The sequence below is a fragment of the Sphingomonas sp. GW821-FHT03E12 genome (assembly GCF_059420685.1).
Map to the genome: position 1 here is coordinate 574,923 of NZ_JBWKUF010000002.1, position 25,230 is coordinate 600,152.

The window sequence follows — 25,230 nt, forward strand, 5'->3', positions numbered from 1 at the left end:
GGTCGCGTAACGTCCGGGTAAAATTCGCCCGGTAGAGGGGTGCGATGGAGATAGCGTCCAAGGGTCAGTTGCGCCTCGCCTTCCTGCGCTGGGCGATCGTCACGGTTCCGTTCATCCTGCTGCTGGGCTTCGCGTCGGGACGCCTGTTCCCGAGCGGGGATGAGAACGCCTGGTACCGGATGCTCATCAAGCCCGAGGGGACTCCGGAGGGCTGGGTGTTCCCGGTGGCGTGGGCGGCGATCTATGTGCTGCTCGGGCTGGCGCTGGCGATGATCGTCAACGCACGCGGATCGCGGCTGCGGCGGCCCGCCTTGATTCTGTTCGCAGTGCAGATGGTCGCGAACCTCGCCTGGTCGCCGCTGTTCTTCGGCTATCATCAGGTGTCGGCGGCATTGCTGCTGCTGGCTGTGATCTTCGTGCTGGCGCTGGCGACGACGCTCGTATTCGCGCGGATCCGCAAGGGCGCGGCGTGGTTGATGGTACCGTATCTGGCGTGGCTCTGCTTCGCGGGCGTGCTCAACTACCAGATCGACCAGCTCAACCCGAATGCGGAAACTCTTGTGCCGGGGTCCTCGACATCCCAAATGAGTATCTGAACTGTTTTATTTGGGCCTGGACTGAGATGCAGAGCGACAACCGCATTTTCGACGATTTCGTGAAGTTCGTGAACGGCGCGGCCGGCACCATGGCGGGCATGGCCCGCGAGGGTGAATCGGCGGCGCGCGAGCGCTTCAAGGGCTTCGTCGGCGGCATGGACTTCGTCGCGCGCGACGAGTTCGAGGCGGTGAAGGCAATGGCCGCGGCGGCGCGCGACGAGAATGAGGCGCTGAAGGCGCGGATCGACGCGCTCGAGGCGAAGCTCGCCGGTGCTGCAGCGCCGAAGGCAGCCCCGAAGACCGCAAAGCCGAAAAAGGGTGCGGCGGGCGCGTAAGCCGCGCTTTTCCACACCTATTTAGGCGTAGGTAACCATAACCCGCTTGTGCGGCGCAGCGCCGCAAGGCACCCATGCGCACAGGCAAGGGCCGGGCGGAGGGACGACCGGATGCTCGATGAGAGCGAATATGAGCGCGACGATGCCGCGCCGATCGATATGCTGGAAACCTATTACGCAGCGCATGGCTGGAGCCATGAGCGCGAGGATGACGAGATCGTCGCCCGCGTAAAGGGGAGCTGGACCGAATATGAGCTGCGCGCGATCTGGCGCGAGGACGATGGCGTGCTCCAGTTCCTGGGCTTCCCCGACGTTCGCGTGCCCGAGGAGCGGCGCGGCGACATCTACGAGACGATCGGGCTGGTCAACGAGCAGCTGTGGATCGGCCATTTCGAGCTGTGGTCGTCGAGCGGCATCTTGCTGTTCCGCCACGCCGCGATGATCCCGGGCGAGAGCGACGGCGATACGAGCGGCGCGTCAATGACGCTCGCCCAGACCGAGTTGCTGGTCGAAAGCGCGATCGACGAATGCGAGCGCTTCTACCCCGTGTTCCAGTTCGTGCTGTGGGGCGGGAAATCGCCGCGCGACGCGATCGCCGCGGCGCTGATCGAGACGCAGGGCGAGGCGTAGGGGATCGCTATGGGTGATCAGCTGCCGTCCGTGAGTGCGGCGTCGCCTGGCACCCAACCATCGAAATAATCGGTTTGAGTAATGTACTCGCACCGTTCCTCAACCACCACCAGCGATGGGTCCGGCGTGGTCGGCAGCTTGTCTTCGAGCCGCAAGCAGAGGAAGGCTTGCCCGTCATAGCCGAATGTTGCTGAGCGGCATGTCGCTATCGACCGCACCGTTGAACCCAATGCGTTGTACGGATCAACGGATTTCCTGATGCGCTCATAGAGCGCGTCAGCATCGGCGAGCTGTCGAACATGCGGCTGAGCGATGCCGGGATCAAATATGCCGCGATCGGGCGCGGCGCCGGGATCAAGCCAATCTACGGCATAGTGGAAGTGATCCCCTCCCTGTCGCAGGGCTTCGACAACGATCGTAGTCATGACCTCGATGCACAGGCGCGAGCGTTCGTCATTCTGCTCCAGATCGAATGTTGGGAAGATCGCGCAGCTTTTCATCCATGCAGGATGAAGCATCCTGTCGATGCCCGCAATCGGGCCGTAATCTCTCTTGGCACCTCGTCACCCCGGCCTTGTGCCGGGGTCCAGCTTGCCGCAAGGGCTGCGCTTGCGGTTCGGGCGGCATCACCTGACGCGCGGTGGATCCCGGCACAGGGCCGGGGTGACGGCTGGGATTTGACGCGATGACTCCCAAGACCCTCTGGCTGATCGGTTGCGGCAATATGGCGGGCGCCATGCTGCGGCGCTGGGTTGCGGCGGGGACGGTGCGGGGCGCGGACGTGTTCGTGCTCAACCGGCGCGAGCAGGACCCGCCCGAAGGCGTGCGGCAGGGGCGGGTGCTGCCCGATGGGCCGCTGCCCGATGCGGTGATGCTGGGGGTGAAGCCGCAGCAGATCGATGAGGTCGCCGGGCAGATGGCGAGCCGGATTGCCGGGGTGAAGCTGCTCGTCTCGATCCTTGCCGGTGCCGACGAGGCCGCGCTGGCGGCGCGGTTCGACGCGCAGGCGATCGTGCGCGCGATGCCCAACCTTCCCGTCGAGATCGGCAAGGGCGTGGTGGCGCTGCATTCGGACGGCGCGAGCGCAGAGGCGCGTGCGGCGGCCGAGGCGTTGATGACGCCGCTCGGGCTGGTCGAATGGGTCGCGGCCTCGCAATTCAACGTGGTGGGCGCGCTGGCGGGGAGCGGGCCGGCGTTCGTCTATCGCTTTGTCGACGCGCTTGCGGCAGGCGGCGCGGCGCTTGGGCTGAGCGCGGAGCAGGCGTTGCGGCTGGCGCTGGCGACGGCCGAGGGCGGAGCGCTGCTGGCGGCGCAGTCGGCGGATTCGCCCGCGACTCTGGCCGACAAGGTGGCGAGCCCGGGTGGGTCGACGCGTGCGGGGCTCAATGTGCTCGACGCGGACGACGCGCTCAAGCGGCTGGTTGCGGAGACGCTGGCGGCTTCGGTGCGGCGCGACGCGGAAATGGCAGCGGCGGCGCGCGCGGGTTAGCGGCCCAGCGCGGAGACGCGCTTGCGTTCGGCCTCGGGGATCAGGCCCTCAAGCACGGCCCAGAAGCCGCCGACCGCGCCCTGGCCAGCGCTTGAATAGGCAGCGGCGAGCTTGTCGCGCAGGGCTTCGAACAGCTGGGCCTCGAGCGCCGTTCCCTCAGGCGTGAGGCGCAACAGGCGCTGGCGGCGGTCTTCGCGGCCCGGACGGGTTTCGATCAGGCCGCGTTCGGTGAGGTCGGCGAGGACGCGGCCGAGCGACTGTTTGGTGATGGCGAGCAGCGCGATCAGCTCGCCCACCGTCAGGTCGGGCTGGCGCGCGATGAAATAGAGCGCGCGGTGATGCGCGCGGCCGAGCCCCTGCGCCGCCAGCCCCTCATCGATCGAGCGCGTCAAATGGCTGTAGCCGAAATAGAGCAGCTCTACGCCGCGCCGGATCTCGGCTTCGCGGAGGAACAGGGGAGAGGCAGTTGGGACAGCCATGTTGACCTGTTTTGCCATCGGGCTTAGGCGTGCGCAACCGGCATCTTGGATGCCTCTGGCGTGATGGTGCTGACGCCTTGAACAGGAGAGAGTGACGTGAGCAGCGCAATGTTCGAGTTCGAAGCCAACCCCAATCCGGTTCCCGCCAGCGAGCGTACGGCGCTTCTGGAGAACCCCGGTTTCGGCAAGCTGTTCACCGATCACATGGCGATGGTACGCTGGAGCGATACCAAGGGCTGGCACGACGCGAAGGTTATCGCACGCGGCCCGCTGAGCCTCGATCCCGCGACCGCCGTGCTCCATTACGCGCAGGAGATTTTCGAGGGCCTCAAGGCCTATCGCATGGAAGACGGCGGTACTGCGCTGTTCCGTCCGCTCGAAAATGCCCGCCGCTTCCGCGAATCGGCGCAGCGCATGGCGATGCCCGAGCTGCCCGACGACCTGTTCGTCGGATCGATCGAGGCGCTGGTGAAGGCCGATCGCGAGTGGATCCCGCAGATCGAGGGCGGCTCGCTCTACCTGCGCCCCTTCATGTTCGCGAGCGAGGTGTTCCTGGGCGTGAAGCCTGCCGCGGAATATCTCTACCTCGTCATCGCGTCGCCCGCGGGCGCCTATTTCAAGGGCGGCGCGCCGGCGGTGACGATCTGGGTCTCCGACCATTACACCCGCGCAGCGCCGGGCGGCACGGGCGCGGCCAAGTGCGGCGGCAATTATGCGTCGAGCCTGGTCGCGCAGGCCGAGGCGATCCGTGAGGGTTGCGATCAGGTGGTGTTCCTCGACGCGGCCGAGCGCCGCTGGGTCGAGGAACTGGGCGGCATGAACCTGTTCTTCGTGTTCGACGACGGCAGCATCGCGACCCCGCCGCTGGGCGGCACGATCCTGCCCGGTATCACGCGCGAATCGATCCTCACGCTGGCGCGCGAGCAGGGGATTGCAGTGCGCGAGGCCCCCTACGCGATCGATCAGTGGAAGGCCGATGCGGAAAGCGGCAAGCTGGTCGAGACCTTTGCCTGCGGCACCGCCGCGGTGGTGACCCCGGTCGGCAAGGTGAAGAGCCGCGACGGCGAGTTCACGATCGGTTCGGGCGGTCCGGGTCAGGTGACCGAAGCGCTCAAGGCGAAGCTCACCGCGATCCAGCGCGGTCACGCGCCGGACAGCCATGGCTGGGTGCATCGTTTCGGCTGACCCCCTTTTCTTTGCGGAAGGCGCGCTCTAAGGGCGTGCCTTCCGCGAATGCTGGGGCGTAGCCAAGCGGTAAGGCAGCGGTTTTTGGTACCGCCATGCGCTGGTTCGAATCCAGCCGCCCCAGCCAGTCGAATCCCTTTGTGGAGTCGGCTCTGATGCGTCGGAAATCTATCAGATCGTCGCAATCGAATGTCTTGGCCGGTTGGACTCGGCCCGCCCGCGCATGGCTGCGCCAGACCTCTATTGTAACCCGATTTGTATACCGTCTTTCATGCTGCGGGGGGCGACTGGAGTCGATCATGACGCCCCGGTGAGCCGTTCATCCCGACCGTCTGCTCCCATGCAAGCTGCGCGAGCACGGTAAAATCGGAGGCGAGGCGACTGGCTTCGCTGGACGCTGCGGTGCCGCGCGCGATTCGCCCCTTGATGCCATGGCAGATGGCAGCGAAACGGAAGAGGTTGAAGGTCAGATAGTAATCAAGGTCCGGGATGCCGTCGCGCCCGGTCCGCCGGCAATAAGCGGCGACATACTCCGCCTCGCCAGGAATGCCGAGCGCGGCGAGATCCGCGCCGGCAAGGCCGGGAATGGTCAGCGGCGGCATCCGGTACATCATCAAATGGTAGGCGAAATCGGCGAGCGTGTGCCCGAGCGTCGAGAGCTCCCAGTCGAGTACGCCGATGATGTCCGGCGCGTCGCTTGCGAAGACGATGTTGTCGATCCGGAAATCGCCATGAACCAGGGTCGTCTCATCGCTTGCGGGCAGGTGCGCGGGAAGCCATTCGATCAGCCGGTCCATATGCGGATCGCGGCCCGCCGCCTCGTCCTCGAGATACTGGCGCGACCAGCGCGCGATCTGGCGCTCGAGATAGTTGCCGGTGCGGCCAAAATCGCCAAGGCCGATCGCGACGTGATCGATCCGGTGAAGCTGCGCCATGGCGGCGTTCATCGAATCGTAGATCGCTGCGCGCGTGGAGGGTGTCTCGCCAGGAAGCGTGGCGTCCCAGAAGATCCGCCCTTCGAGCATCGCCATGACGTAGAAGGGCGTGCCGATGACATTATCGTCATCGCACAGCGCATGCACATGCGGTACCGGAAAGCCCGCCGTCTCGACCGCGGCGATCACCCGCGCCTCGCGCTCGATCGCGTGGGCGCCGGGCAGCAAAACGCCCGGCGGCTTGCGGCGTAGCACATATCGCCGCGCCGGGGTGGATAGCCGGTAGGTCGGGTTGGACTGGCCCCCCTTGAACTGCTCGACCGTCAGCGGGCCTTCGAACCCGTCGACATGCGCCGCCATCCATGCGGCAAGCCGGGCGGGGTCGAAGCGATGCGCCGCGCGGACTTCGCCGACGCCGGCAAAGGACGGCCCGCTCATTGCGTGGCGATCCAGTCGCGCTTGATCTTCTTGGCCAGGCTCCATTTATGGACCTCGGTCGGGCCGTCGTAGATGCGGAAGGCGCGTACCTCGCGAAACACCTGCTCGACGATCGTATCGCCGCTGACGCCGGTGCCGCCCATCACCTGAACGCTCCGGTCGGCGATCCGCATCAGCGCCTCGGACACCGCGACCTTGGTCATCGAGCTTTCCGCCGTTCCCGGCGCGCCCGCATCCAGCACACCCGCACACCAGTCGATCATCAGTTCGGCCTGCTTCAGGTCGATCAGATTCTCGGCGAGCATGAAGCCGACGCCCTCATGGTCGATCAACGGCTTGCCGAACGCGTGGCGGCGGTTGGCATAGTCGGTGGCGATCTCGTTCGCGCGGGTACAGGCGCCGAGCCAGCGCATGCAATGCGTCAGCCGTGCCGGGGCAAGCCGGATCTGGGCGAGCTTGAAGCCTTCTCCCGGCTCGCCCAGCATCTGGGAGGCTGGAACGCGCAACCCGTCGATCGCAACGATCGCATGCCCGCCCGGCATCGAGCTGTCGATCGTGTCGAGCACCCGCTCGATGCGGATCGCAGGATCGGGAAGGTCGACGAGGAACAGGCAGGCGCCCTCATCCGCTTTCGCCATCACGATCCCGACGGCAGCGCCCTCCGCACCCGTGATGAACGCCTTGCGGCCGTCGATCCGCCAGTGATCGCCGTCGCGCACCGCGGTGGTGCGCAGCATCGACGGGTCCGAGCCTGCGCCGCCTTCCTCGGCGGGTTCGGTCATGAAGAACGCCGACCGTGCCTCGCCCGCGATCATCGGCGCCAGGAAACGCGCCTTCTGCCCGGCATTGGCCCGCGCACCGAGCAGGAACATATTGCCCTCGTCCGGGGCGGCGACGTTGACCGCGACTGGCCCCAGCGGCGACAGGCCGGCCGCGCGCAGCACGATCGCGACATCGCGGTGCGGGAGGTGGGCGCCATCGGAAAGGATGTGTGGCGTCAGCACGCCGGCTTCCCGGGCCCTTGCGCGCAGCTCGCGCACAAGGTCGGCAGAGGGGCCATGCGCACCACAACGCGGGTCGCGCTCATAGGGCGCTACTACCGTTCGCACGAACGCCTCGACCCGGCCGGCGATCTCCACCGCCGTCACTGCGGAGTGCTCCGGATCGTGCCGATGTCGTTGATCTGCATGAATCTGATCCTCTCTCACTATTGCGCGGTCGAGCCGCCATCGACCACCAACTCCGCCCCGGTCATGTAGCGGGAGGCGTCGCTCGCGAGGAACAGGATCGCGTCGGCGATCTCCTCAGGCGTTCCGGTGCGGCCGATCGGCGTGTCCGCGAGCAGGCGCGCTGCGATCGCCGGGTCGGCATGCGCGCCCGCGGTGAGCGGTGTCTCGATATGGCCGGGGTGGATCGAGTTGGCACGCACGCCGTTCCGCAGCGCGGCGCATTCGAGCGCGGTCGCCTTGGTGAACATCCGCACCGCGCCCTTCGCGGCGCAATAGCTGCCGGCGTTGGCAGAGGCGGCGATGCCGCGGATCGACGACATGTTGACGATCGCGCCGTTGCCGGAGCGCGCGAGTAGCGGCAGCAGATATTTGGTCGCCAGGAACACGCTGTCGAGATTGACCGCCATGACCGCGCGCCAATGCTCCAGCGTCGTGTCTGCGATCGAACGGAAGACGCCGAATCCGGCATTGTTGACGAGGATATTGAGCATGCCGCTGCCATCCCCGATCCCGGCGGCGAGCGATGCCCAGGCGGTTTCGTCGGTCACGTCCATGGGGACGCTGCGATGGCCATGCTCGCCGAGCGCGGTCATTGCGCGTGCCAGCCCTTCGGCATTGCGATCGACGAGAATGAGGCGCCCGCCCGCCGCGGCGAATCGATGCGCCGTGGCGAGCCCGATCCCGGACGCGGCGCCGGTGATCACCGCCAGCTTGCCCGTCAAATTCGCCATTTCCGCGCTTCCTTCCGTTCGTCCTCGTCCATCGTAAAGCCGCCGATTGACGTGCTCGTCTTTGCTTCGTTAGCATAACCGTCCGACCGGTTGGTCTATCAAAAAGGAGAGGGCGCGATATGGAAGCAGGCGGACGCATCGAGACGCTCGGCGCCATCGGCAGGGTCCGCGCCCGGGCGCCCAAGACGCTGGCCGGCTATCGCCGATTCCGTGCGGTGATCGAGCAGGACGGCGCGCTTCCAGCGCCGCTGAAGCATTTGTTCGTGGCGGCGGCCGCTTGCGTGAAAAACTATGCCGAGATGGCCGAGCGCGAGCTGCGCGCGGCGGCGGCGGCCGGGCTCGATGCCGAGCATGCCGGCGCGGCGATCGCCATCCTGGCGAGCTCGCGGGGCGAAGGGGCCGCGCTGCGGTTCGAGGCGATCTTCGCGCACGTCTATCCCGGGATCGCCCGCATCGATGCGGAGGAGCAGCCGCTGACGGTCGCGCCCGGCGAGGCCGAAGCCAACTTCCTTGCCTATTTCAACACGATGCCGCCGTCGCTCGGCAAGCTTCTCGAACTGGTGCCGACGGGTGGCGACGCCTATTATCTGATGCGTGAGGGCACGCTGTCGGGCACCGCGCTTGCGCCGCATCATGCCGAGCTGCTGCTCGTGACCGTGCTGGCGGCGGACTATAGCAACTGGGCTTCGGTCCATATGGACGGCGCGCGGCGCGCCGGCGCGAGCGAGGCCGAGATCGCCGAGGCCGTGCTGTGCGCGGTGCCGGTCGCCGGCCTGTCGGCCTGGGTGGTCGGCGCTACCGCGATGGATGCAGGCAAGAATTGACCATGAGCAACTGCTTGAGTTTGCTGCCTGCCCAAGGCAGAGCAAGGCAGGGTGAGAGAGGATGATCGATGGCCGCCAAGACCGCTAGGAAGCGCCTGACCACCGAAGCGCATGACGGCAAGCGTATCGAGATTATCCAGCATTGCGCGACGCTGTTCGACAAGGTCGGGTTTCACAATACCTCGATGCAGATGCTTGCTGACGAGGTCGGACTGGGCAAGCCGACACTGTACCATTATTTCCCGAGCAAGCTGTCGATCCTCTACGCGATCCACGACACGCATATCGGTGCGCTGCTCGACGGGTTGAAGCGCCAGGCCGGGACGGATCCGATCGCGGCATTGCGATCGGCCTGTGTCGACATTCTCGGCCAGATCGCCACCCATCCGGGCTATGTTCGTGCATTCATGGACAATTACGGGGATCTCGAAGGCGAGATGCGCGAGGCGATCCGGGCGCGCCGGTACGCATATTTCGAGGGCGTCAAGGCGATCATCGTCGAGGGAATCGAGAGCGGGCGTTTCCGCGCCGTCGATCCGGTGATCACCACCTATGGCTTCTTCGGCATGTGCAACTGGGCGTATAAATGGTACCCGCCGATGGCGGCGACGCGCTCGCCCGAGGAGGTGGCGGACGCGCTGTGCATGCCCTTCTTCGACGGACTCAAGGCCGGCTGACATGCTGGTCAGCGAGGCCTCGCTCGCCGCGGTGCGGATCGGCTCTCCGGCCGGGATTCGCGCGGCGGCCGAAGCGCTGCGCGACGCGGTGTGGGCACTCGCCGGGCTGAAGGTCGCGGCGACGCACAACATCGCCGCCGCCGAACCCATGAAGGACGCCGACGGCGCGATCCTCGCCAGTGACGTGTTCGGTTTCTCTGGCGATGATTCGCGCTGGTGGCGCTTCCCGCAGCTGGCGCTGACCTCCCCCCTCCCGATGGCGTGCCGGTTCGAGAGCGAGCCCTTCTGGTGCAATGCGGATGGCATCCGCACGCGCACACCGAACGCGCTGCTCGCCGAGCTCGACCTCTCGAACTTCCGCGAACGCGCCCTCACCAGCGCAGCGATCGTTGCGCCGATCCATCTGCCGTTCGGTCAGATCGCGGCGGCGAGCTTCCTTTCGCCCGATCCCGCGGTTCACGATCTGTCCCGGCCCTATGAGGAGGTCGGCGAGACGCTGGCGCTGCTCGCCCGGGTGTTCGTGGCGAGCTACGTCAAGGTCACCGAGCGGCGCTCGGCGCGGATCGCGCATGTGACTCTGTCGAAGCGCGAGGTCGAGTGCCTGCGCTGGGCCGCGGCCGGCAAGACCAATGACGAGATCGCGATGATCGTCGGGCTCAAGCGCACCACGATCCGCTTCCATATCCGTGTCGCGGCGGAAAAGCTCGACGCGGTCAATCGCGATCAGGCACTGTTCAAGGCTGCGCAGCTCGGATTCCTGAGCACGCTGCGCTGATCCCGAACGGTCCAACAACCTGAATCGTCATGCCGGACTTGTTCCGGCATCCGCGTCTCCACAAGGGCTGCGGTTGAGGCTTCTGCCGAAACATCGAGACCTTCGCCTCGTTGCACCGTGGCCCCCGAAACAAGTCCGGGGTGACGGGTGGCGGCTCAAATTTCCGCGGTGCGCTCCACGGCTAACCCATTGGACAGAGGCGCCCGCTTTGCTGTGCATCTAGGTTGAGCGGCAGGAGATGGGATATGCCTGACTTGCCGCCGCCGATGGACGATCGCCTGCTGCACCTCGATTCCGATGGGGCGGTGACGCTGCTCGCCGCGCGCGATCGCGGCGACGGCCGGCTGGTGTTCCCGGCGCCCGGTGATGCCGATCCCGCGCGGTTCGAGGCGGTGACGCTGCCGCGGACCGGGCGGCTATGGTCCTGGACGGTCCAGCGTTTCCGGCCCAAGTCGCCGCCCTATGCCGGGCCCGAGTCATTCGAGCCCTATGCCGTGGGCTATGTCGCGCTGGGCACGGCGCTCATCGTCGAGGGACGGCTGACCGGCGCGCCGCTCGACGGGTTCGCGATTGGCATGCCGATGGCGCTCGTTGCCGAGCCCTTCACCCTGGCGAGCGGCGAACGGCGCACGACCTTCGCCTTTGCGCCCGCCGCGGGAGCGCAGTGATGGGCGACGTCTACATCATCGGCGCGGGCATCCACCCCTTTGGCCGGACGCCGGAACGCACCGGTCTTCAGCAGGGCGTGTTCGCGGTGCGGCAGGCGTTGCAGCGTGCGGGGCTCGAATGGCGCGATATCCAGTTCGCCTATGGCGGGTCCGATGCGGCGGGCAAGGCCGACACGATGGTCTCGGAGCTGGGGCTGACCGGGCTTCCGTTCATCAACGTCACCAATGGCTGCGCGACCGGCGGCTCGGCGATGTTCGGCGCCTATTCGACGATCAAGTCGGGCGAGTTCGACCTCGGCATTGCCGTCGGTTTCGACAAGCATCCGCGCGGCGCGTTCGACCCGAAGCCTGCCGAATGGGGCCTTCCTGACTGGTATGGCGAAACCGGCCTGATGCTCACCACGCAGTTCTTTGCGATGAAGATCCAGCGCTACATGGCGATGTACGGGATCACTTCCGGCACGCTGGCGGCGGTCGCCGAGAAGGCGTTCGCGAACGGCGTGCTCACCGACCATGCCTGGCGGCGCGAAGTCGTCGATGCCGAGACGATCCTCGCATCGGCAATGGTCAGCGACCCGCTGACCAAGTTCATGTTCTGCTCGCCCGGCGAAGGCGCGGTCGCACTGATCTTCGCCAGTGAGGCCAAGGCGCGCGAACTCGGCCTGCCGGCGGTGCGGCTGCGTGCGGCGGCAGTGCGCAGCCGCCCGCCAGGATCGTTCGAGGTGTTCGCGCCCGCGCTCGACATGGAGCGTGGCGTCTCGCCTACGGTGATCGCCTCGCGCGCGGCCTATGCGATGGCCGGCGTCGGTCCGGACGACATCGATGTGGCGCAGCTTCAGGATACCGAGAGCGGGGCTGAAATCATGCACATGGCCGAGAACGGCTTCTGCGCGGATGGCGAGCAGGAGCGGTGGATCGCGGAAGGGTTGACGCGGATCGACGGGGAGCTGCCGGTCAACACCGATGGCGGATGCCTTGCCTGTGGCGAGCCGATCGGTGCGTCGGGGCTGCGCCAGGTTTATGAGAACTATGTCCAGCTGACGGGCCAGGCGGGTGCGCGGCAAGTGCCGGGCGATCCGCGGATGGGCTATAGTCACGTCTATGGCGCGCCCGGCGTGTCGGCGGTGGCAATCGTGGAGCGCGCGTGATGGACTTGGCGCTCTCGCCCGGACAGGCCGCGTTCCGCGACGAGGTCCGCGCCTTTCTCGATGCCGGGCTGACCCCGGCGATGCGGCGCGGCGCGGCGCTCACTTCGGGTGTGTTCGCGGAGCCCGACGTCTATCTCCCCTGGCAGGCTGCGCTCGAAGCCAAGGGCTGGCTCACCTATTTCTGGCCGGCAAGTGCGGGCGGCCCCGGCTGGGGTGCGGTGGAGCGCTGGATCTTCGAAACCGAATGCGCGCGCGCGGGCGCGCCGCTGATCCCGGGCATGGGGCTGAAGCTCGTGGGACCGGTGCTCTACACCTATGGCACCGAAGCGCAGAAAGCGCGGTTCCTGCCTGCATTGCGCACCGGCGCGCATGTCTGGGCGCAAGGCTTTTCCGAGCCCGGCGCCGGTTCCGATCTCGCCAGCCTGCGCACGCGCGCCGTCCGTGAGGGCGACGACTATGTCGTGACCGGGCAGAAAATCTGGACGACGCAGGCGCAGTTCGCCAACTGGCTGTTCGCACTGGTGCGGACCGATCCCGACGTGAAGCCGCAGGCCGGCATCTCGTTCCTGCTGATCGACATGGCATCGCCGGGCGTGACCGTCCGGCCGATCTTGAGCGCATCGGGCGACCATGAGCTCAACGAGGTGTTCCTCGAAGCGGTGCGCGTGCCGGCCGTCAACCGGATCGGCGGAGAGGGCGAGGGATGGGGCATCGCCAAGTTCCTGCTCGAGAATGAGCGCGGCGGGACCGGCTATGCGCCGCAACTGCTCGCCGATCTCGACCGGCTGATCGCCGCGACGGGAGCGCTGGATGCGATGCTGGCCGATCGCGCCGTCCGGCTGAGGCTCGAGGCTGAGGCGCTTGAGATGACCGAATTGCGCACCTTGCTTGAAATCGAGGCCGGCGAGGCGCCGCATCCGCGCAGTCTGGCGGTCAAGCTGATCGCGTCGGAAATCCGTCAGGGAATCGAGGCGCTGGCGGTCGATGCCTTCGGACTCACCGGGCTCCAGCTTCCCGCCGAGCGCCCATTCCATGCGGACGATGCGCCAGCCCTCGCCGGGCCGCCCGAAGCGGGCCTTGCCAGCGCGCGCTATCTCAATGCGCGCGCCTGGTCGATCTTCGGCGGGACGAGCGAGATCCAGCTCAACCTCATCGCCCGCGCGGCACCCACCGCGCCATGACCCGTTCATCTGACAAGGATCCTGCCCGTGCCTGAAGCCTATATCGTCTCCGCCCGCCGCACCGCCGGCGGCCGCCGCAACGGACGGCTCGCGGGGGTCCATCCCGCCGATCTCGGCGCCGCCGTGCTCGATGCGATCGTGGCGGAGGCCGGGGTCGATCCCGCCGCGATCGACGACGTCATCATCGGTTGTGTCAGCCAGGTCGGCGAGCAGACCTTCGCGCTCGGCCGCAACGTCGTGCTCGCCTCCTCGCTGCCCGACAGCGTACCCGCGGTGACGATCGACCGCCAGTGCGGCTCATCCCAGCAGGCGCTGCATTTTGCGGCGCAGGCGGTGATGTCGGGCACGCAGGATCTGGTGATCGCAGGCGGCGTCGAGAGCATGTCGCGCGTCCATATGGGCTCGCCGGTGCTGCTCGCGGCGCAGGCGGGAATGGGCGAAGGGCCGTTCGCGAGGAGCATCCAGCGGCGCTATGGCGTCGAGGCATTCAGCCAGTTCACCGGCGCGCAGATGGTCGCCGACAAATATGGCCTCGATCGCGACGCGCTCGATCGCTTCGCGCTGGAGAGCCATCGCAAGGCCGCCGCCGCGGCGGCGGCAGGCGCCTTCGCCGCTGAGATTGTGGCGATTGAGGTGACCGCGCCGGACGGCACACATCACCTGCACGATTGCGACGAGGGCGTCCGGGCCGATGCGACGCTCGACGGGATCGCTTCGGTGAAGCTGCTGAGCGAGGGCGGGACGCTGAGCGCGGCGACCGCCAGCCAGATCTGCGACGGGGCGAGCGGCGTGCTGGTGGCGTCCGAGGCGGCGGTGCGCACGCACGGGCTGACGCCGCTCGCGCGGATTCACAACCTCACCGTCACTGCCGGCGATCCTGTGATCATGCTGGAGGAGCCGATCCCGGCCACGCGCCGCGCGCTGGAGCGCGCCGGGTTGTCGCTGCCGGACATCGACCTGTTCGAGGTCAACGAGGCGTTCGCCTCGATCCCGCTCGCCTGGGTGAAGGCACTGGGTGCCGATCCGGCGCGGCTTAACGTCAATGGCGGCGCGATTGCGCTCGGCCACCCGCTCGGTGCGACGGGAACCAAGCTGATGGCGACATTGGTGCACGCCTTGCGCGTGCGCGGCGGCCGCTACGGCCTCCAGACGATGTGCGAAGGGGGCGGCATCGCCAACGTCACGATCGTCGAGCGGCTCTGATATGCTGCTGGCACCCAGCGAGGAGCAGGTTCTGCTGCGCGATATGGTGTCGCGGTTCCTCGCCGATCGGACCGACGCCGGCTCGATCGGCGCGGGGGCGATGGCGCCGGCGGACTGGCAGGGCATTGCCGAGCTCGGGCTGCTTGCATTTCTCGTGGAAGGTGCCGCCGACGATGCCTTGATCGCCGCCGAAGCCTTTGGCCGCGCGCTTGCGATCACGCCTTTGGGGGAGGGGGTGATCGGGGCAGGCGGCCTGATCGCGCGTCATGGCGGTGCTGCGTCGATCGAGCGGTTTGTTGCGCCTCTGCTGGCGGGGGAGTCGCTGCTCGCTCTGGCGGCGGGTTCGGTGCGGGAGGGGGCAAGCGGCATATCGGGCCGACTCGACTTTGTTCGCTGGGCACCGCAAGCGGCGGCGATCGTCGTGCTGGACGCGGGGGCTGCGCATATCGTCCCGACGGATGCCGAAGGTGTGGCCATGACGCCTCATCGCCTCGCCGACGGGACGCCCGCCGCGACCGTCACGCTCTCTGACGTCCCTGCGACCACGATCCCGTTGCCGCCGGGTGCTGCCGAGACCGTGCTTGCGATGGTCGATCTGGCGCACGCAGCGGAGATGACCGGCGCGATGGCGCAGCTCTGTGCGCTTACCGCCGACTATGTGGGCACTCGCAGTCAGTTCGGTGTGACGATCGGCAGCTTTCAGGTGGTGCAGCACAAGCGCGCACGGATGTTCATCGCGCTTGAGCAGGCGCGGTCGCTGACGATCAGGGCGGCGGCGCTGGGCCGCGACGATCCGGGCTTCGTACGTGCCACCCGGGCCGCCAAGGCCTATGTGGCCGATGCGGCCCAGCGCCTGGCCGAAGAGGCCGTGCAACTCCATGGCGGGATCGGCGTCACCGACGAGCTTGCGGTGGGACGCGCGTTACGGCGCGTGATGGTGCTGGCGCGGCTGTTCGGCGGCGCGGGTGAGGCGCGGGCGAGGCTTGCGGCGTGACTGGCAACCGCCAGTGGACGCTGGCGCGGCGGCCGGTGGGGCGGGTTTCGATCGAAGATTTCGCGGCAGTCGATGCGCCGTTTGCGGTGCCTGAACTGCACGAGGGTGAGATTCTGGTGCGGAACCGGATGTTTGCGATCGCACCAACGATCCGCAATTGGCTGGAGGTGTCGGGGCAACGCCAGCGCGGGGCGATCGCGGTCGGCGGCACGATTGCCGGGATGGCGGGCTGCGAGGTGGTTGCCTCGCGCCACGATGACTGGCCGGCGGGTGCGCGGATGATCGCGATGGCACGCTGGGAGGACTGGAGCGTGATCGCTCCGGAGACGGCACCGGTGCCCGCATTCCGGCTTCCTGCGGAGATGGACTTCGCCGACGCACTGGGGCCGCTCTCGCTCAACAGCCTGACCGCCTATTTCGGCATGCGCGACGTGGGCAGGGTCGTGGCGGGCGAGACCGTGCTGGTCTCGGGCGCGGCGGGATCGGTGGGGTCGGTCGCGTGCCAGATCGCGCGCATCGCTGGTGCACGCGTCATCGGCATCGCCGGCGGTGCGGCCAAATGTGCCTGGCTGCGCGAGGAATGCGGGGTCGACGCCGCGATCGACTATCGTGCTGAGGATGTTGCAACGCGCCTCGCCCAGCTGTGCCCCGCCGGGATCGACCTGTTCTTCGACAATGTCGGCGGGGCGATCCTCGACGCCGCGATCGACCGGATGGCGGCGCACGGACGGATCGTGCTGTGCGGCCAGATTGCCGCCTATGACCGGGAAGGTACTGCACCCGGCCCGAGCGACATGATGAAGCTTGTCTATGGCCGGATCCGTATGGAAGGATTCGTGGTCGGCGATTTCGTCGATCGGGCGGATGAAGCGCGGACGGCGCTCAGGGGCTGGCTCGAAAGCGGCGCGCTCAAGCTGCGCATTGACCTGCGCCACGGCTTTGCCGCCATTCCGGCGGCGTTTGTCGACCTGTTCGCGGGCAGAAATGCAGGCACGCTGATCGTCGCGAATGAGTGATCAGAGCGCGGCGGCGGCCAGCCGTGCCTCGAACAATGCGTTCGAGATGCGTCGCGGTGCGACGCAATCGCCGATGCGGTGGAACTGGACGCCCGGAAAGCGCTCGGCGCCGAGGTCGACGGACCGGCGCCCGGTCTGCACGACGACGAGGTCGCAGGGCAGTGTGGTTTCGGCACCGCTGGCGATATCGGCGAGATGGGCTTCGCCGTCGCGAACATCGAGCAGCGCGGTGAGCGGCCGGTATTGCGTTTCCAGGCCGCCGAGCCGGACGAGCAGCGGCATCAGGCTCTCGGCCGGGATCGCCGCCGCGATCGCGCTGGCAGGCGTCGCGATAGTGATGCGCCACCCGGCATCGACCAGCGCATTCGCGACACCATAGGTCCACCAGAAACCCGTGCCGTCATCCTGTACGAGCGCGTGGCCGCCGCCCCGCGGTTCCGGCGCGCCGTCGCGCAGGATGTCGAGCCATCCGATCGCCACCTGCGGATCGAGATGCGCCGGAAGCGGCTGCGGTTGCGCGCCGGTTGCCAGGATCACGACGTCCGCCGGCCCGGCGAGGTCGTCCAGGCCATGGACGCGGTGATTGAGGCGGATCGATACGCCGAGGCGCACCGCCTCACCGCGCAAGTGATCGATGAGCCGCGACAGTTCGCCACGTCCCAGGATCGAGGCGGCGTAGAGGAACTGCCCGCCAAGGCCGTCGCCTGCTTCATAGAGCGTCACCTCATGCCCCCGCGCGGCGGCGGTGCACGCAGCCTCAAGCCCGGCCGGGCCGCCGCCGATGATCGCCACCGTTCGGGGACGGGAGGTACGAACGTCGTCCTTGAACCGCGGATCATTCTCGCGACCGGCGCGCGGGTTCACCGCGCAGTGGAGATGCGGTGCGAACGCCCGGCAATCCTGGTTCAATCCGATACATGGGCGGATGCGCTCCGGCGTGTCGCTGGCCGCCTTGGCGACCCAGCGAGCGTCGGCGACGAAGGCACGGGCGAAGCCGATCGCATCGGCCTGACCGGCGTCGAGCGCGGCTTCGGCGAGCGAAGGCGAGGTGAAGCGCTGCCCGGCGATGGTGACGAAGCCCGATGCCGCGCGCAGCATCGCCGCGGCGCGGGCGGCGGTGGCGCCTGGCTGGGTGGCGTCCTTGACGTAGCTTCCGCGCGTTCCGAGCGTGACGCTGAGATAGTCGACCGGTTGCTGCGCGGCGAGCGCCTCGACGATCCGCCGGTTGTCGGCAAGTTCGAGGCCGTCGGCAATCTCCTCGTCCGCACTGAGGCGGAGGCCGAGGATGAAATCCGGGCCGCACGCGCCGCGGATCGCCTCGATCACCTCGACGAGAAAGCGCAGCCGGCGCTCGGGATCGCCGCCCCAGCGGTCGTCGCGCCGGTTGGTCGCGGGCGACAGGAACTGGCCGACGAGATAGCCATGCGCGCCGTGGATCTCGACACCGTCATGCCCGGTGGCTTCGAGGTTGCGCGCGCAGGCGGCGAAGTCCGCGATGACACGGCGGATGTCCGCATCGTCCATCTCGCGCGGCGCCTGGAGGTCGCGCGGGGAGCGGACCGGGGAGGGGGCGAGCAGCGGCCAGTCGCTCTCCATGCCGATCGCCTCGCGGCCGAGATGGACGATCTGTCCCACGATCGCCGCGCCCTCCGCACGAACCGCGGCGGCGCGGCGCGCGAGCATCGGCAGGGCCTCCTCGTTGAAGGTCTCGATCAGCTTGCGGCCGCGCCGCGCCGAATCGAGCGAGGTCACCGAGGCGCCGGTCACCATCAGCCCCGGCCCGGCGGCAGCGCGGCGGACATAATAGGCGATATCGTCCTCGGTCGGCGCGCCGCGCACCACCATGCTGGTGCCGTGCGGCAGCATCACGATCCGGTTGCGCAGCCGGTGCCCGCCGATCGTAAACGGGCTGAACAGGTGCGGGAACGCCGTGCTCATCGGGCGGGGGTCATTGGGCGATGGTTCCGCCGTCGATGACGAGTTCGGCGCCGGTCATATAGGATGCGTCGTCACTCGCGGCGAAGAGGATCGCGGCGGCGATGTCGCCGGGCTCGCCGGCGCGTCCCACCGGCAAGCTGGCCATGCGGCGTGCCGCGACGTCGGGGTCGGCGAGCGCTGCGGCGGCGAGCGGAGTCGCGATCAGTCCCGGATGCACCGAATTGGCGCGCACTCCATTGCCGAGCGCGGCGCATTCGAGCGCGGTCGCCTTGGTGAACATCCGCACCCCGCCCTTGGCGGCGCAATAGGCCGAGATGTCGACCCCGCCGATGATGCCGCGGATCGACGAGACGTTGACGATCGCGCCGCGTCCCGACCGGGCGAGCAACGGCAGCAGCGCGCGCGTGCCGAGAAAGGTCGAGTCGAGGTTGACTGCGATCGTGTCGCGCCACTGGGCGAGCGTGGTGTCGGTGATCGCGCGGAACGGGGCGGTGCCGGCATTGTTGACCAGGACGTCGAGCTGGCCCCAGCTCTCCTCGATTGTTTCGGCGAGGCTGGTCCAGCCGGCTTCATCGGTCACGTCCATCACGATCGCGAGATGGTCGTCCCCGGCAAGCTCCGCATGCGCCCGCGATACCGCTTCGCCGTCGCGGTCGATCAGCGCGACGCGCGCACCCTCGGCGGCGAAGCGCCGCGCGGTCTCGAGCCCGATTCCCGACGCGGCGCCAGTGACCACCGCGCAGCGACCGGTGAAACGAGTCATGCCGCGGACCCGGCGTGCAGATCGGCGTCCTTGCGGCTCATCGCGACGATGCTTTCGAACTCGGGGTTGCGGCGAGCGAGGATCGCGTCGGCACGCGCTGCGATCGCCTCGTCGAAGGCAATGGTGGTGAAAACGTAGAAGCGGTCGTCGAGAATGCCGCGGAACGCCATGTCGGCGGCTTCCTCCGGCGTAGTGGCGTTGCGGTAGAGATCCTCGCGCATCGCCTCGAGCTCGGCGGACTCGGCTTGAGGGGCTGCATCGGCGAACTCGGCCGGGCGCAGCCGCTCGGCATCATAGATGCGCGTGCGGACGAGCCCGGGACAGAGCATCGTGACGCCGATCGGTGCTCCCTCTTCGCGCAGGCCGGCGTAGAGGGCTTCGGTGGCGCGGACCACGGCGTGCTTCGCGGCACCGTAGCAGGCCGATCCCGAACCACTGACCATGCCGGCGACGGAGGCGGTGTTGAGGATATGCGCGGGCGTGCCCTGCGCGATCATCCGCGGCACGAAGACGCGCAGGCCGTGGACGACGCCGTAGAGATTGACCCCGATCGACCAGTGCCAGTCGCCCGGCGTATATTCCCAGACGCGGCGATGCCGTCCGCCGGGCACGATCCCGGCATTGTTGCACAGCAGGTCGACCGAGCCGAACCGGGCATAGGCGGCGTCGGCGAGCGCGGTCACGCTCGCCTCATCGGCGACATCGCAACGCACCGCGAGCGCGCGATCGGCGCCGATCTCCCCGGCAAGCTGAGCGGCATCGGCGAGTTGGATGTCGGCGAGGACGACATTCATCCCCTCGGCCGCAGCACGCCGCGCCAGCGCCGCGCCGATGCCGCTGCCTGCTCCGGTGATGACCGCGGTCCGGCCCCTGAGTTCACGCATCTCGTCCAGCTCCATCATGGGTTTCACGCAACTGCCCGGCCGGGGTGAAGAAGCGCGCGGCGTAGAGGAACAGCAATGCCGCCAGCGCCGAGGGCACGAGCATGATCGCCAGCGCGAAGCGCAGCGCATCGGCGCCCGCCTGCGGGACCAGTGCATCGCTGAGCAGGCCGGTAAGCCAGGGGCCGAGGCCGAGGCCGAACAGGTTGAAGCACAGCAGCAGCACGGCATTGCCGAACGCGCGCATCGTCGGCGGCGTCGCCGACTGGGTCGCGGCGAGGATCGGCCCGTAATAGGCGATCATCGTCGCCGCAGCGATCGTCGCGGCGCCGATCGCGACCAGCGTCGAACTGGTGAGATACTGCACGAGTGCGAGCGGAACGGTGAGGCCGACGACCAGGGCCATGATCCACACCCGCCAGCGCGCGTCGCGCGCCGCAAGGCGATCGGTGAGCCAGCCGCTGGCGAACATGCCGACCGCGCCGGCACCGCCGCTGAGCAACGCCATCAGCAGCGCCACCGTGCCGAGCGACAGGCCGTGGGTCCGCGCGAAGAAGGGCGCGTTCCAGGTCATCATCGAATATTGGCTGAACCCATGCAGCATGCCGGCGATGACGACGTAGCGGAACGCGCGGGTGCGCCAGAGCAGGCGGAGCGAGTCGAGCAAAGGCGGCGCGGCGGGCGGGGGCTCGCTGCGCGCCTCGAACGCGCCGCGCCGTGGTTCGGCCAGCATCCACAATACCAGCGGTGCAAGGACGAGGCCGGCCCCGCCGACTACGACGAAGGTGAGCCGCCAGCCCAGCATCTCGGCAAGCCAGCCGCTTCCGGCATAGCCCGCCATCAGTCCGGCGGGCAGCGCGAGCCCCCAGGTCGACATCGCGGTCGCGCGGCGTTGCGGGGGGTAATAGTCGGCGATCAGCGATACGCTGGCCGGCACGCTCCCGGCCTCGCCGATCGCGACTCCGATCCGGAACAGGACGAGTATCGCGAAGCTGGTGGCGAGACCGCACAATGCCGTCATCGCGCTCCATAATGCGAGCGAGATGACGATCAGCCAGCGCCGGCTGAACCGGTCGGCGAGCCGTGCGATCGGCAGCGAGAGCGTCGCGTAGAACAAGGCGAAGGCGAGGCCGGTCAGCGCGCCGAGCTGGCCATCGGTCAGGTGAAGCTCGGCCTTGATCGGAATCTGCAGCAGCGAGACGATGGTGCGGTCGATATAGTTGAATGCGGAGACCAGGAAGAGCGCGAACAGCGCCATGCGCCGCGTCCCGGCCGAAGCGCCCCTGGCGGCGTCGAGCGGACCCATCGTCGTCATGCCCAGCCGGCGGTTCGCGCAGCGGCGATGCCGAAGGTCATGGCGAGCGCGAGGCCGCCGGCATAGCCGCGTCCGAAGGCGCCGCCGGCATCGCTTCCCGCGGCGAACAGCCCGGCGACCGGCGTTCCGTCAGCGCGCAGCACGCGGGCCTGCGGATCGATCGTCAGCCCGCCAAAGGTGAAGGTGATCGCGGGATGCACCACCAGCGCATAGAAAGGCGGTTTGTCGAGCGCAGCGAAGTCCTCGGTCCGCGGTGGCGTCATCCGCTCCCAGCCCTGGCGCGCGGCATGGTTGAATGCGTCGATCGTGCGATGCGCCGCGACCCCGTCGAATCCCTGCGCGTCGGCAAATGCGGCGACCTCGTCGAGGGTCTGCGCGACGATTCCCTTGCCGCCATTGTCCAGCGCAACCTGCATCTTGTCGATCGGCACGCCCACCGACACGACCGGGACGGTGGCATAGGCGGCGTGCGCGCGGGAATCCCAGAAGCAGAGTGCGCGCGCGCCCGGCTGGCGGACCACCTCCTGGGTATTGGCGTGGTCGCCATAGCTTTCATCGCAGAAGCGCTGGCCGGCTTCGTTGAGCAGCAGCGCATGGTCGCTGTGATATTGCGAGAGCGCGACATAGAGCCGCTCGTCGTCCCAGACGCGCGGCTCGCTGACGAGGTGGCCGTAGAAGCCGGCATTGGTACCCGCGACCTCGCCCCCGGCCTCCGCGCCGAGCCGGAGGCCGGCGCCGTCGCTGACCGGGTTGGAGCGCAACAGCATCGTTTCGGCCTGGGGATGGATATGGCGCGCGCGCAGCGCCGGCGAGGCTTGATAGCCGCCTGTCGCCAGCACCGTGGCGGCTGCGCGGATCGTCACGTCGCCATCGGCGTGCCGGGTGCGTGCACCGGTCACCGTGCCCGCATCGTCAAGGAGGAGGGCGGTCGTTTCGGTTTCGAGGATCACGAAGCCGCCATGCTGCTCGACGAGCGCCGCGCAGCCGCGGATGTGTTCGTGGATGTCGATCTGATAGCCTTGACCGTGCAACACGTCGATCCGCGGAGAGATCTGGATATCCCGGCGCCGCAGCCACGCGACGGCGTCGGGATAGGTCTCGAACACGACCCGGGCGAGTGCCGGATCGCCGCCGCCATAGAGCAAAATCTTGTCGAGCGACGATCCGGTCCAGAACACGCCGCCCGAAAGCACTGCGGATCCGCCGAGCGCCGCCGCCTTCTCGACGACGATGACGCGCGCGCCGCGTTCGGCCGCCCAGCCGGCGGCGGACATGCCGGCCATGCCGCCGCCGATGACAAGGAGATCGCAGGTAATCGTGCTGTCGTCGTCCATGGTCATGTCAGAACTTCATTTCCGCCTGCAGGACCACCGCGCGGGGCTCGCCCGCCACGGTGAAGACCTCGCCGACGCCGCCCGGCTTGTCGATGCCGAGCGTACCATAGCGGCGATTGGTCAAGTTGCGGCCGATGAGTGCGAGCGACCAGCCGTCGCCCGAGGTCAGCTTGGCGCCCGCGTTCAGCAGCAGATAGCCCTTCTGATACGAATAGGGGTTGAGGTTGACCCCGGTATAATAGCTCGACGAATAGCGGACATCGGCGTTGAATGTCGCCTCATAGGCATTGCCGAGGTCGAAGGTCTGGACGGCACCCGCCGTCGCGATCCATTTGGGCGCACGATAGACCGTCTGCCCGGTCAGGTTCTGGTAGGTGCCGCGCGTCACCGGATCGACGAGACAGCCTTGCGCCAGCGTCTGGCCGGTCCAGCATTGTGCCCGGTCGAAGCTCTCGAACTTCGCATCATTATAGGCTGCGGTCGCGCGCAGCGTGAGCCCGCCTGGGCCGCGATAGGAGCCTTCGAACTCCAGCCCCTTCACCACGGTATTGGCGGCGTTCTGCGTCACATAGGTGATCGTAGTGGCATTGATCGCGACCAGCGAGGTGAGCGGCAACCCCTCATAGACGTAGCGATAACCGGTGAGCGACGCGTTGAACCGCCCGAGGCTGGTCTTGATGCCGATTTCCCCGCCGGTGACGGTCTCCTCCTCGAAGCTCAGCGTATCGATCGTGGCGATCGAGCTCAAAATGCCCGGATTGGAGTATCCGCCAGCCAGGAAGCCGGTCTTGTAGGCGCCGTAGATCGTGAGTTCGGAGGACGGCCGCCAGGTCAGCGTCGCTTCGGGCGACACATTGTCCTGGGTCTTCCGGCCGACAATGTGGCGTCCGACCGGCGACTGGGTGGTCACGGCCGCATTCAGATAGGTGGTGAAGGAATCGAGCTCGTTGGTCTGGCGCGTATAGCGCGCGCCACCGGCCAGCTCGAGCTGGGGCGTGATGTCGAAGACGAGCTGGCCGAACACAGACCAGGCCTTCGACTTGTTGTGCTGCTCATTGTCATAGGTGTGATAGCGGCCGGTCGCCGGGTCGCGGGGTTGCGAGCCGTTGATGCCGCCGACGAACAGCGTGCGCTGGTTGCTCTCGAAGTGCCCGCCGGCCGCGAAGTTGAGCGGACCGTCGAACGAGGAGGTTGCGCGGAGCTCCTGGTAGAAGCTGCTGTTCTGCTCGTTGCTGTACGACCAGAAATAGGCATAGGAGGTCGCATCGGCATTGCCCTGGCTGACATAGTCATAGCCGTAATAGCCGGTCACCGAGGTCAGCGCGATCGATCCGGCCTTATAGTTCAGCGTCAGGACCGGCATGAAGGAGTCGTTGCGCGAATAGGGCTTGCCGTCGTTGTTGCGCATCACCTGGGGCCAATTGGCCAGGATCTGGGGAGCGGCCCAGCCCTGTGACGAGCGATCGTCGAGTTTGCAGTCGCCGGTGGGATCGATCAGGCCGCCGACCGTGCCCGGCTTGGTCCGCGAAGGCGGACAGCCCATCACTTCGCTGAAGCTCTGCAGACCCTGGCCTTCATAGCGGCTGGCGAGGACCCGGAGCGACGCGTCGAACACGTCGCCTGCCTCATAGGTGAGCGTGCCGCGCACCGCGATCTTGCGCTCTGCGCCCAACCGCGACTGCGCAGGCGGCATGATGACGTTGCCCGTGTTGGCGCCGAAGACGAGGTCGGGGACGCCGGTGTTCTGGTTGCGGATATAGCCCTCGCTGTCGCTCACGAAGACCGCGAGACGCGCGCCGGCGCCGGCGCCGATCGGACCGCCGACCGCGGCTTCCACCTGCTTGTTGTCGGTGGTGAACTCATAGCCCGCGCGGATATAGCCGTTGAGCCGCTTCCCCGGCGCGGCCGAGCGGACCGAGACCACGCCGCCGGGCGAGTTCTTGCCGAAGAACACCGCCTGCGGGCCCTTGAGCACGGTCAGGCTCTCGATATCGAACAGCGCGTCGTTGAGGATGCGGCCGCGGCTGATCGCCATGCCGTCGAAATCGAGCAGCACCGACTGCTCGACGCCCGCATCGATCGCCGACGAGCTGACGCCGCGCAGCGAGATCGAGGTGGCCGAGCCGGTGAAGCCGCGATCGAGCGTGATCTCGGGCGCGGCGATGCGGATGTTCGCGACCGAGGTCAGATCATGCAGCCGGATCTGCTCCTCGCCGACCACCGACGCCGCGACCGGCACGTCCTGAAGACGCTCCTCGCGCCGGCGGGCGGTGATGACGATGTCGTTGCCGGTGGCGGGCGCAGCTTCCTGTGCAGGAGGCTCGCCTGCGGCGGGCGCCTGCTGCGCCGGCGTCTCCGGAGCGGCTTGTTCCTGCGCAACTGCAGGGGTCGAAAGTGCGATGGCCAGCGCGCCGCACGCGCCGCTCAAATAGAATGTGCCGTTCTTCATCTCGCCTCTCCCTTGCG

General features: G+C 67.8%; 25 protein-coding genes and 1 tRNA gene. 15 read left to right on the forward strand and 11 right to left on the reverse strand.

Annotated elements, in window-relative coordinates:
- The first annotated feature begins 44 nt into the window (after positions 1-44).
- The 3 genes from AC07TU_RS08310 to AC07TU_RS08320 all read left to right on the forward strand — a co-directional run bounded on the left by AC07TU_RS08310 (position 45) and on the right by AC07TU_RS08320 (position 1,561).
- The gene (locus AC07TU_RS08310; protein WP_495187430.1) at positions 45-596 is read left to right on the forward strand and encodes a TspO/MBR family protein; all 552 of its coding nucleotides are present in this window, start codon (positions 45-47) and stop codon (positions 594-596) included.
- A 26-nt stretch (positions 597-622) separates the two neighbouring features.
- On the forward strand, positions 623-931 hold the full coding sequence (locus tag AC07TU_RS08315; RefSeq protein WP_495187431.1) for an accessory factor UbiK family protein: 309 nt from the start codon (positions 623-625) through the stop codon (positions 929-931).
- A gap of 111 nt (positions 932-1,042) precedes the next feature.
- Entirely contained in the window at positions 1,043-1,561 is a 519-nt protein-coding gene (locus AC07TU_RS08320; RefSeq protein ID WP_495187432.1) for a type III secretion system chaperone family protein, read from the forward strand.
- A 17-nt stretch (positions 1,562-1,578) separates the two neighbouring features.
- Here the strand turns inward: AC07TU_RS08320 and AC07TU_RS08325 are convergent, their stop codons facing one another.
- Positions 1,579-2,079, reverse strand: coding sequence for a hypothetical protein (locus AC07TU_RS08325; protein WP_495187433.1), 501 nt, complete (start codon positions 2,077-2,079; stop codon positions 1,579-1,581).
- Positions 2,080-2,246: 167 nt separating this feature from the next.
- On the opposite strand from AC07TU_RS08325, the gene proC reads away from it, so the two are divergent.
- Positions 2,247-3,050 carry a pyrroline-5-carboxylate reductase gene (gene proC / locus AC07TU_RS08330; protein ID WP_495187434.1) on the forward strand — a complete coding sequence of 268 codons (804 nt, stop codon included), beginning with the start codon at positions 2,247-2,249 and terminating at the stop codon, positions 3,048-3,050.
- Here the strand turns inward: proC and AC07TU_RS08335 are convergent.
- Complete coding sequence (locus AC07TU_RS08335; protein WP_495187435.1) at positions 3,047-3,529, reverse strand: MarR family winged helix-turn-helix transcriptional regulator; 483 nt, start codon at positions 3,527-3,529, stop codon at positions 3,047-3,049. The two genes, proC and AC07TU_RS08335, sit on opposite strands and share 4 nt — an antisense overlap.
- A 108-nt stretch (positions 3,530-3,637) precedes the next feature.
- Here AC07TU_RS08335 and AC07TU_RS08340 point away from each other — a divergent pair, with 108 nt between their 5' ends.
- Together AC07TU_RS08340 and AC07TU_RS08345 are read left to right on the forward strand one after the other, a co-directional pair.
- Positions 3,638-4,714: a branched-chain amino acid aminotransferase gene (locus tag AC07TU_RS08340; RefSeq protein WP_495187671.1), complete on the forward strand. Its 1,077-nt coding sequence runs from the start codon at positions 3,638-3,640 to the stop codon at positions 4,712-4,714.
- A gap of 52 nt (positions 4,715-4,766) precedes the next feature.
- A tRNA-Gln gene (locus AC07TU_RS08345) sits at positions 4,767-4,841 on the forward strand.
- Between the two features lie 142 nt (positions 4,842-4,983).
- On the opposite strand, the gene AC07TU_RS08350 is transcribed toward AC07TU_RS08345, so the two are convergent.
- From AC07TU_RS08350 to AC07TU_RS08360, 3 genes are read right to left on the reverse strand one after another with little or no spacing between them, the layout of a single operon-like run.
- The gene (locus AC07TU_RS08350) at positions 4,984-6,087 is read right to left on the reverse strand and encodes a phosphotransferase (protein WP_495187436.1); all 1,104 of its coding nucleotides are present in this window, start codon (positions 6,085-6,087) and stop codon (positions 4,984-4,986) included.
- The gene (locus tag AC07TU_RS08355; protein ID WP_495187437.1) at positions 6,084-7,235 is read right to left on the reverse strand and encodes an acyl-CoA dehydrogenase family protein; all 1,152 of its coding nucleotides are present in this window, start codon (positions 7,233-7,235) and stop codon (positions 6,084-6,086) included. The genes AC07TU_RS08350 and AC07TU_RS08355 overlap by 4 nt, the downstream gene beginning before the upstream one ends.
- A gap of 59 nt (positions 7,236-7,294) precedes the next feature.
- Entirely contained in the window at positions 7,295-8,047 is a 753-nt protein-coding gene (locus AC07TU_RS08360; protein ID WP_495187438.1) for an SDR family NAD(P)-dependent oxidoreductase, read from the reverse strand.
- 119 nt (positions 8,048-8,166) lie between these two features.
- On the opposite strand from AC07TU_RS08360, the gene AC07TU_RS08365 reads away from it, so the two are divergent.
- The 9 genes from AC07TU_RS08365 to AC07TU_RS08405 all read left to right on the forward strand — a co-directional run bounded on the left by AC07TU_RS08365 (position 8,167) and on the right by AC07TU_RS08405 (position 16,533).
- Positions 8,167-8,871 (forward strand): carboxymuconolactone decarboxylase family protein, encoded by a 705-nt coding sequence (locus tag AC07TU_RS08365; RefSeq protein WP_495187439.1) that lies wholly within the window; start codon positions 8,167-8,169, stop codon positions 8,869-8,871.
- A gap of 68 nt (positions 8,872-8,939) precedes the next feature.
- Positions 8,940-9,548: a TetR/AcrR family transcriptional regulator gene (locus AC07TU_RS08370; protein ID WP_495187440.1), complete on the forward strand. Its 609-nt coding sequence runs from the start codon at positions 8,940-8,942 to the stop codon at positions 9,546-9,548.
- A gap of 1 nt (position 9,549) precedes the next feature.
- Positions 9,550-10,323, forward strand: coding sequence for a helix-turn-helix transcriptional regulator (locus AC07TU_RS08375; RefSeq protein WP_495187441.1), 774 nt, complete (start codon positions 9,550-9,552; stop codon positions 10,321-10,323).
- A 245-nt stretch (positions 10,324-10,568) separates the two neighbouring features.
- A complete protein-coding gene (locus AC07TU_RS08380) occupies positions 10,569-10,991 on the forward strand; it encodes a Zn-ribbon domain-containing OB-fold protein (RefSeq protein ID WP_495187442.1) in 423 nt (140 codons plus the stop codon).
- On the forward strand, positions 10,988-12,139 hold the full coding sequence (locus AC07TU_RS08385; protein ID WP_495187443.1) for a thiolase family protein: 1,152 nt from the start codon (positions 10,988-10,990) through the stop codon (positions 12,137-12,139). The genes AC07TU_RS08380 and AC07TU_RS08385 overlap by 4 nt, the downstream gene beginning before the upstream one ends.
- Complete coding sequence (locus AC07TU_RS08390; RefSeq protein WP_495187444.1) at positions 12,139-13,320, forward strand: acyl-CoA dehydrogenase family protein; 1,182 nt, start codon at positions 12,139-12,141, stop codon at positions 13,318-13,320. Before AC07TU_RS08385 ends, AC07TU_RS08390 begins: the two co-directional genes overlap by 1 nt.
- A gap of 27 nt (positions 13,321-13,347) precedes the next feature.
- The gene (locus tag AC07TU_RS08395; protein WP_495187445.1) at positions 13,348-14,523 is read left to right on the forward strand and encodes an acetyl-CoA C-acetyltransferase; all 1,176 of its coding nucleotides are present in this window, start codon (positions 13,348-13,350) and stop codon (positions 14,521-14,523) included.
- 1 nt (position 14,524) lies between these two features.
- Complete coding sequence (locus tag AC07TU_RS08400; protein WP_495187446.1) at positions 14,525-15,517, forward strand: acyl-CoA dehydrogenase family protein; 993 nt, start codon at positions 14,525-14,527, stop codon at positions 15,515-15,517.
- Positions 15,514-16,533: an NADP-dependent oxidoreductase gene (locus AC07TU_RS08405; protein WP_495187447.1), complete on the forward strand. Its 1,020-nt coding sequence runs from the start codon at positions 15,514-15,516 to the stop codon at positions 16,531-16,533. Before AC07TU_RS08400 ends, AC07TU_RS08405 begins: the two co-directional genes overlap by 4 nt.
- Here AC07TU_RS08405 and AC07TU_RS08410 read toward each other — a convergent pair whose 3' ends face one another.
- From AC07TU_RS08410 to AC07TU_RS08435, 6 genes are read right to left on the reverse strand one after another with little or no spacing between them, the layout of a single operon-like run.
- Positions 16,534-18,471 (reverse strand): oxidoreductase, encoded by a 1,938-nt coding sequence (locus AC07TU_RS08410; RefSeq protein WP_495187448.1) that lies wholly within the window; start codon positions 18,469-18,471, stop codon positions 16,534-16,536.
- A gap of 10 nt (positions 18,472-18,481) precedes the next feature.
- Positions 18,482-19,234, reverse strand: a complete 753-nt coding sequence (locus AC07TU_RS08415; RefSeq protein ID WP_495187449.1) for an SDR family NAD(P)-dependent oxidoreductase — start codon at positions 19,232-19,234, stop codon at positions 18,482-18,484.
- Entirely contained in the window at positions 19,231-20,118 is an 888-nt protein-coding gene (locus AC07TU_RS08420) for an SDR family NAD(P)-dependent oxidoreductase (protein WP_495187450.1), read from the reverse strand. Before AC07TU_RS08420 ends, AC07TU_RS08415 begins: the two co-directional genes overlap by 4 nt.
- Positions 20,111-21,430, reverse strand: a complete 1,320-nt coding sequence (locus AC07TU_RS08425; RefSeq protein ID WP_495187451.1) for a spinster family MFS transporter — start codon at positions 21,428-21,430, stop codon at positions 20,111-20,113. The genes AC07TU_RS08420 and AC07TU_RS08425 overlap by 8 nt, the downstream gene beginning before the upstream one ends.
- Positions 21,427-22,770 (reverse strand): FAD-dependent oxidoreductase, encoded by a 1,344-nt coding sequence (locus tag AC07TU_RS08430; RefSeq protein ID WP_495187452.1) that lies wholly within the window; start codon positions 22,768-22,770, stop codon positions 21,427-21,429. The genes AC07TU_RS08425 and AC07TU_RS08430 overlap by 4 nt, the downstream gene beginning before the upstream one ends.
- Before the next feature lies 1 nt (position 22,771).
- Positions 22,772-25,213, reverse strand: coding sequence for a TonB-dependent receptor (locus AC07TU_RS08435; protein ID WP_495187453.1), 2,442 nt, complete (start codon positions 25,211-25,213; stop codon positions 22,772-22,774).
- Positions 25,214-25,230 lie beyond the last annotated feature (17 nt).

Excerpts from the sequence above, each read along its gene's own strand:
- AC07TU_RS08370 (WP_495187440.1), top strand. The coding sequence starts at position 8,940 with ATGGCCGCCAAGACCGCTAGGAAGCGCCTGACCACCGAAGCGCATGAC.
- AC07TU_RS08325 (WP_495187433.1), bottom strand. The coding sequence starts at position 2,079 with ATGCTTCATCCTGCATGGATGAAAAGCTGCGCGATCTTCCCAACATTC.
- proC (WP_495187434.1), top strand. The coding sequence starts at position 2,247 with ATGACTCCCAAGACCCTCTGGCTGATCGGTTGCGGCAATATGGCGGGC.
- AC07TU_RS08365 (WP_495187439.1), top strand. The coding sequence starts at position 8,167 with ATGGAAGCAGGCGGACGCATCGAGACGCTCGGCGCCATCGGCAGGGTC.
- AC07TU_RS08315 (WP_495187431.1), top strand. The coding sequence starts at position 623 with ATGCAGAGCGACAACCGCATTTTCGACGATTTCGTGAAGTTCGTGAAC.
- AC07TU_RS08360 (WP_495187438.1), bottom strand. The coding sequence starts at position 8,047 with ATGGCGAATTTGACGGGCAAGCTGGCGGTGATCACCGGCGCCGCGTCC.
- AC07TU_RS08320 (WP_495187432.1), top strand. The coding sequence starts at position 1,043 with ATGCTCGATGAGAGCGAATATGAGCGCGACGATGCCGCGCCGATCGAT.
- AC07TU_RS08390 (WP_495187444.1), top strand. The coding sequence starts at position 12,139 with ATGGACTTGGCGCTCTCGCCCGGACAGGCCGCGTTCCGCGACGAGGTC.
- AC07TU_RS08425 (WP_495187451.1), bottom strand. The coding sequence starts at position 21,430 with ATGACGACGATGGGTCCGCTCGACGCCGCCAGGGGCGCTTCGGCCGGG.
- AC07TU_RS08415 (WP_495187449.1), bottom strand. The coding sequence starts at position 19,234 with ATGACTCGTTTCACCGGTCGCTGCGCGGTGGTCACTGGCGCCGCGTCG.
- AC07TU_RS08430 (WP_495187452.1), bottom strand. The coding sequence starts at position 22,770 with ATGACCATGGACGACGACAGCACGATTACCTGCGATCTCCTTGTCATC.
- AC07TU_RS08340 (WP_495187671.1), top strand. The coding sequence starts at position 3,638 with ATGTTCGAGTTCGAAGCCAACCCCAATCCGGTTCCCGCCAGCGAGCGT.
- AC07TU_RS08410 (WP_495187448.1), bottom strand. The coding sequence starts at position 18,471 with ATGAGCACGGCGTTCCCGCACCTGTTCAGCCCGTTTACGATCGGCGGG.
- AC07TU_RS08380 (WP_495187442.1), top strand. The coding sequence starts at position 10,569 with ATGCCTGACTTGCCGCCGCCGATGGACGATCGCCTGCTGCACCTCGAT.
- AC07TU_RS08335 (WP_495187435.1), bottom strand. The coding sequence starts at position 3,529 with ATGGCTGTCCCAACTGCCTCTCCCCTGTTCCTCCGCGAAGCCGAGATC.
- AC07TU_RS08310 (WP_495187430.1), top strand. The coding sequence starts at position 45 with ATGGAGATAGCGTCCAAGGGTCAGTTGCGCCTCGCCTTCCTGCGCTGG.
- AC07TU_RS08375 (WP_495187441.1), top strand. The coding sequence starts at position 9,550 with ATGCTGGTCAGCGAGGCCTCGCTCGCCGCGGTGCGGATCGGCTCTCCG.
- AC07TU_RS08350 (WP_495187436.1), bottom strand. The coding sequence starts at position 6,087 with ATGAGCGGGCCGTCCTTTGCCGGCGTCGGCGAAGTCCGCGCGGCGCAT.
- AC07TU_RS08420 (WP_495187450.1), bottom strand. The coding sequence starts at position 20,118 with ATGCGTGAACTCAGGGGCCGGACCGCGGTCATCACCGGAGCAGGCAGC.
- AC07TU_RS08400 (WP_495187446.1), top strand. The coding sequence starts at position 14,525 with ATGCTGCTGGCACCCAGCGAGGAGCAGGTTCTGCTGCGCGATATGGTG.
- AC07TU_RS08435 (WP_495187453.1), bottom strand. The coding sequence starts at position 25,213 with ATGAAGAACGGCACATTCTATTTGAGCGGCGCGTGCGGCGCGCTGGCC.